Source organism: Psychrobacter sp. AOP31-B2-9, assembly GCF_052378005.1.
Lineage (GTDB): Bacteria > Pseudomonadota > Gammaproteobacteria > Pseudomonadales > Moraxellaceae > Psychrobacter.
This window is the reverse complement of sequence record NZ_JBQSXG010000002.1, coordinates 62,837-69,005: the sequence shown is the minus strand read 5'-3', so window position 1 is coordinate 69,005 and position 6,169 is coordinate 62,837. Positions and strand designations below refer to the sequence as shown.

5 protein-coding genes are annotated in these 6,169 nt (G+C 41.5%); all 5 read right to left on the bottom strand.

Features of this window, described 5'->3' with window-relative positions:
- Nucleotides 1-100 precede the first annotated feature (100 nt).
- Entirely contained in the window at nt 101-817 is a 717-nt protein-coding gene (locus ACT3SX_RS00710) for a response regulator (protein ID WP_192518623.1), read from the bottom strand.
- 692 nt (nt 818-1,509) lie between these two features.
- Complete coding sequence (locus ACT3SX_RS00705; RefSeq protein WP_192518624.1) at nt 1,510-1,926, bottom strand: F0F1 ATP synthase subunit epsilon; 417 nt, start codon at nt 1,924-1,926, stop codon at nt 1,510-1,512.
- Between the two features lie 105 nt (nt 1,927-2,031).
- Nucleotides 2,032-3,465, bottom strand: a complete 1,434-nt coding sequence (atpD, locus tag ACT3SX_RS00700) for a F0F1 ATP synthase subunit beta (RefSeq protein ID WP_192518625.1) — start codon at nt 3,463-3,465, stop codon at nt 2,032-2,034.
- Nucleotides 3,466-3,503: 38 nt separating this feature from the next.
- The gene (gene atpG, locus ACT3SX_RS00695) at nt 3,504-4,385 is read right to left on the bottom strand and encodes a F0F1 ATP synthase subunit gamma (protein ID WP_192518626.1); all 882 of its coding nucleotides are present in this window, start codon (nt 4,383-4,385) and stop codon (nt 3,504-3,506) included.
- Nucleotides 4,386-4,603: 218 nt separating this feature from the next.
- Nucleotides 4,604-6,148 carry a F0F1 ATP synthase subunit alpha gene (gene atpA / locus ACT3SX_RS00690; RefSeq protein ID WP_192518627.1) on the bottom strand — a complete coding sequence of 515 codons (1,545 nt, stop codon included), beginning with the start codon at nt 6,146-6,148 and terminating at the stop codon, nt 4,604-4,606.
- Nucleotides 6,149-6,169 lie beyond the last annotated feature (21 nt).

Below are 6,169 nucleotides of genomic sequence, written 5' to 3'. Positions count from 1 at the left end.
AGTTTAAAAATTAAACTTTAGCCACAAAAAAACCAGCATTCTAGCTGGTTTTTTATTCAATGCTTGTAAATAATAATTACTTGTTTTAGATAGACAAAAATTAGTTGCCTTCTTTAACGAACAAATAACCTTTACTACGAACAGTCTTGATACGTTTAGGGTTCTCTGGATCATCACCAATTTTTGGACGGATACGTGAGATACGTACGTCAATTGAGCGATCTTGACCATCATACTCAATACCACGTAAACGCTCAAAAATGTCTTCACGAGATAAGATGCGACCAGCATTAGAAGCTAGCAACCATAGCAGGTCATATTCAGCGCTGGTAAAATCAACCAACTCCTCACCTAAATTCACTGAACGTCCACCATTATCGATGACCAATTCGCCGAACTCTAAACGCTGAGGCACATCTTCTGATGGTGCATTTTCTGAGCGACGTAACAACGCACGGATACGGGCAAGCAGTACACGTGGCTGTGCTGGTTTGGCAACATAATCATCAGCACCCATCTCAAGACCTAGTACTTGATCCATATCTTCAGTACGAGCAGTCAACATCAAAATAGGGTTTTGGTAATGCGGGCGCACTTCACGGCAAACTGTCAGACCATCACTACCAGGTAGCATGACATCAAGCACGACCATATCTGGTTGCTCATTGACGATACGGCGAATCGCACGATTACCATCAGTTTCAATTGCTACTTCTAAACCATTTTTGACCAAGTAATCTTGAGTCAGCATGGCCAGACGCTCATCATCTTCAACAATCAAAATTCGGGGAGTATTGTCTTCTTCAGTCGTTGTCATTGTTATATCCTCTAATACATCTAATTTAAAAGCAGTAAAAGTAAGAGCGGTAAAATTAATAGCACCATCAAGCGGTGCAATTGATGTTCGTATAGCTGTTACAAACTTGGTAGCACAGTATACTATTAAACATACAGCTTCCTATACTATAGCTTATAGTCGGTAACAAAACCTATAAACTACATACATTAAAACTTTAGTTTACGTCCAAAAATCATGCTTTTTGGATAAATATTAATCAGTTAGGTAGATTCTTATCAGCCTAGTACTACTTAAATTTATATAAATAACTTCATTTAATGAATCAAATAACCTATATATTCTGAGCTTCACTTGATAGATCTCATTTCACCATCTCTAATATAACTATATATTTATCTCTCTACCATAGCATTTTCTAATTTACTTAGAGGCCATATGGCGTCAGACTTATATAAACCCACTATAGTCAAAAAACTCTAACATAGGTACAAAGCAACTAATTATAGGTTGTAATATTTAATACCTTTAAAGAAGATAAGGCTGTAGCAGTGTAGTCATTCACTGAACTATACATGGTTATACACACTTGTATTGCTTGTATCAAAACCATATTGAATAAAGCAATTATTTCAAGCACCATCAAATGATAAATAACAAGCATAAAAAAACAGCCCATAATGGACTGTTTCTTAATTATAAATAATATTAAATTAAGCGCGATTTTTGTACTTACGAATAGTCTGTAGCTGTGCAACAGACTCTGCTAATGAAGCCAAAGCAGCATTTGTCTGTACCGTATCAGACTGATTAACCAGCATTTGCTCAGCTTTTTTACGTGCTTCAACGATTTTACTTTCGTCAAGATTATGTGCACGCATGGCCGTATCAGCTAATACAGTAACGATCTTAGGTTGTACTTCTAAGACACCACCTGATACATAAATCACTTCTTCTTCACCATTTGGTGTTTGCACACGCATCGCACCCGGTTTTAGCAAAGTAATAAGCGGTGTGTGACCTGGCAATACACCAATCTCGCCTTCGGTACCCGTAGCTATTAACATGCTAATTTCGCCTGAATACAACTCTTCACGAGCACTTACGACGCGACATTGTAACGTTGCCATACTTAACTCCTTACCATCAAAATACAATCAAAACTGCGATGCGTAACCTAATGGCAAATAAGTTTATTATGACCTATTTGCCTTTTAGAAAATGCTAGCACAATTTTACGCTGCAGTAGATTTCATCTTCTCTGCTTTAGCAACAACTTCATCAATGCCACCAGCCATATAGAAGGCTTGTTCTGGTAGGTCATCGTATTCACCTGCAATGATGGCCTTGAAGCTAGCAATGGTATCGCGCAGAGCAACATATTTACCAGGTGCACCAGTGAATACTTCTGCTACGTGGAATGGCTGTGACAAGAAACGCTGAATCTTACGTGCACGGTAAACAACCAGCTTATCTTCTTCTGATAGCTCATCCATACCCAAGATAGCGATGATGTCTTTAAGCTCTTTATAACGCTGTAGAACTTCCTGAACACCACGAGCCACATTGTAATGCTCATCACCAATTACTTGTGGATCTAGCTGACGTGACGTTGAATCTAGTGGATCAACCGCAGGATAGATACCTTGTGATGCGATATCACGGCTTAGTACAACCGTTGCATCCAAGTGAGCAAACGTTGTCGCTGGTGATGGATCGGTCAAATCATCCGCAGGTACATAGACCGCTTGAACTGAAGTAATAGAACCTGACTGAGTTGAAGTAATGCGTTCTTGCAATAAGCCCATCTCTTCAGCAAGTGTCGGCTGATAACCAACTGCTGATGGCATACGACCAAGCAGTGCTGATACTTCAGTACCGGCTAGCGTATAACGGTAGATGTTATCAACAAACAGCAATACGTCACGACCTTTGCCAGTAGCAGGATCTTTAGTATCACGGAAGTATTCAGCCATAGTCAAGCCAGACAATGCAACACGTAGACGGTTACCCGGTGGCTCATTCATCTGACCATATACCATCGCAACTTTAGATTTACTAAAGTCTTCAGTGTTTACAACGCCAGCTTCTTGCATTTCATGATAGAAATCGTTACCTTCACGAGTACGCTCACCAACACCAGCAAATACTGACAAACCTTCATGCTTTAGAGCGATGTTATTGATCAGCTCCATCATGTTAACGGTTTTACCAACACCAGCACCACCGAACAGACCAACTTTACCACCTTTAGCAAACGGGCAAAGTAAATCAATTACTTTAATACCAGTCTCTAGTAGTTCAGTGCTGTTTGACTGATCAGCATAACTTGGCGCATCACGGTGGATAGACCATTTCTCGTCTGCTGCAACAGGACCTTCTTCATCAATAGGACGACCAAGAACATCCATAATGCGACCCAGTGTTCCTGTACCTACTGGTACAGAAATAGCTGCACCAGTATTGGTAACAGGTAGGTTACGCTTTAGGCCTTCAGTTGATCCCATAGCAATAGTACGTACGATACCATCACCTAGCTGTTGCTGTACTTCTAGGGTGGTTTCGGTACCATCTACTTGCAAGGCATCAAAAATCTGAGGAACTTCATTACGGTTGAACTCAACGTCAAGAACCGCGCCAATAATCTGTACAATACGACCGCTACTCATTGCGTTCTCCTTGAACTTCTATATATAGGTGTAGTCAATTATGAAACAGCAGCAGCACCGCCAACGATTTCCGAGATTTCTCGGGTAATCGCCGCTTGACGCAGCTTGTTATAAACCAACTGTAAATCGTTAATAAGGTCACCAGCATTATCTGTAGCCGCTTTCATAGCAACCATACGTGACGACTGCTCAGAAGCGATGTTTTCCATTACCGCTTGATAGACAATCGACTCAATATAACGGCCAAGTAATTCATCAATCAATGTCTTGATATCAGGCTCATAGATATAGTCCCAGCTGAGCTCTGTTTGTAAGCCACTTTCGTCTTCATCAAATGACTGCTCTGGTAAAGGAACCAATTGATTGACAGTCGGCTTTTGAGTCATGGCATTAACGAATTTGTTATAGACCACATAGATGCGATCTATATTACCGTTACTATAATCCTCAAGCATGGCTTGAACAGGTGCGTTTATTTGCTCAAACGTTGGCTTATCACCATAATCGGTCACTGCCGAGGTAACATTACCACCAAAATTTTTGAAAAAACTCACGCCTTTAGCACCAATAGCTGCAAACTCAGTCTGTACAGACTGATCTTGATATTGCTGGATACTCTTAGATAAAGCTTTAAATAAGTTGACGTTCAAACCGCCCGCTAGACCACGGTCAGAGGTAATGACAATATAGCCAACCTTATTGACAGGACGCGATACCATATACGGGTGTTTGTAGTCAGATGAAGCATGCACCAAATGTGAAATAACCCGACGCATACTATCAGCATACGGGCGACCCACTTCCATGCGCTCTTGTGCACGGCGCATTTTACTTGCTGCAACCATTTGCATTGCACGAGTAATTTTTTGGGTGCTTTTAATACTGGTGACTTTGGCACGTATCTCTTTTAAGCTTGCCATAATGATTCCAATATGAGAGGGTTAAAAAGCATTGGCGCAAGCGACAATCATTTGATATATGACATTAATCTGGCAGAATAACATTCTATATCTTGTGCATTACGCGATCTAATGCTGCTAGTGGTTAAAACAGTGGCGCAAGTATCTAATAAGACAATGTGCCACTTTTTATTGACTATCACAGATAGCCGTAACCAAATCCGGCTTAACCCGTGAAATTAATAACTGTGATTTTGTTTAAAGGTCTCTAGAGCTGACTTTAAACGACCTGCGATATCATCGTTGTAGTTCGCAGTGTCATCAATCTCACGCATCAATTCACTCTGCTCATCATGCATATAGCGTAAGTAAGCTTCTTCGAAAGAACCAATCTTTTCAACAGGCACATCCGATAAGAATCCTTCATTTGAAGCATAAATAACAGCTGCTTGCTCAGAGATAGACATTGGCTGATACTGCTTTTGCTTCATCAGTTCAGTCACACGCTCACCATGATCGAGCTGTTCGCGAGTTGCATCATCAAGATCTGAGGCAAACTGAGCAAATGCTGCCAATTCACGGTATTGGGCCAACGCAGTACGAATACCACCAGATAGCTTTTTGATAATCTTAGTCTGTGCTGAACCACCAACACGAGATACCGAGATACCAGCATTTACTGCCGGACGGATACCTGAGTTGAATAGGCTAGATTCTAAGAAGATCTGACCATCAGTGATTGAAATCACGTTAGTTGGTACGAATGCAGATACGTCACCAGCTTGTGTCTCAATGATTGGTAGCGCCGTTAAAGAGCCAGTTTTACCTTTCACTTCACCGTTAGTGAACTTTTCTACATAGTCAGCATTTACACGTGATGCACGCTCAAGTAAACGTGAATGTAAATAGAATACGTCACCAGGATATGCTTCACGACCTGGCGGACGACGTAGCAATAGTGAAATCTGACGATAAGCGACTGCTTGCTTTGATAAATCATCAAATACAATCAATGCATCTTCGCCGCGGTCACGGAAGTATTCACCCATCGTACAGCCTGAATATGGTGCAATATACTGTAGAGCTGCAGGCTCTGATGCTGAAGCAACCACAACAGTGGTATATTCTAGTGCGCCAGTTTGTTCAAGCTTACGTACTACGTTAGCGATAGTCGAACGTTTCTGTCCGATAGCGACGTATACACATTTAATGCCAGAAGCTTTCTGTGCAATGATCGCATCGATAGCCATCGCTGTTTTACCAGTCTGACGGTCACCAATGATAAGCTCACGCTGGCCACGACCGATTGGAATCATGGTATCAACGGCTTTATAGCCAGTCATTACTGGCTGATCTACTGACTGACGATCGATAACGCCTGGAGCGATTTTCTCGACTTTGTCAGTCATCTTAGCATCGATAGGACCTTTGCCATCAATAGGATTACCCAAGGCGTCAACAACACGACCTAGCAGCTCAGGACCTACTGGTACTTCAAGGATACGACCAGTACAATAGGCTTTTTGACCTTCTTGCAGCTTTAGGTAATCACCAAGTACTACCGCGCCGACAGAATCACGCTCTAAGTTAAGAGCCATTCCATAGATTTCGCCTTCAAACTCAATCATTTCGCCGTACATGGCATCTTCAAGACCATGAATCTGCACGATACCGTCAGATACTTTGACAATCGTGCCTTCATTCTTTGCAGTTGCACCCGCATCAAGGTCTTGAATACGCTGCTTAATCAGGTTACTGATTTCCGCTGGATTCAATTGTTGCATTGCCTTGTTTCCTTTAATTTA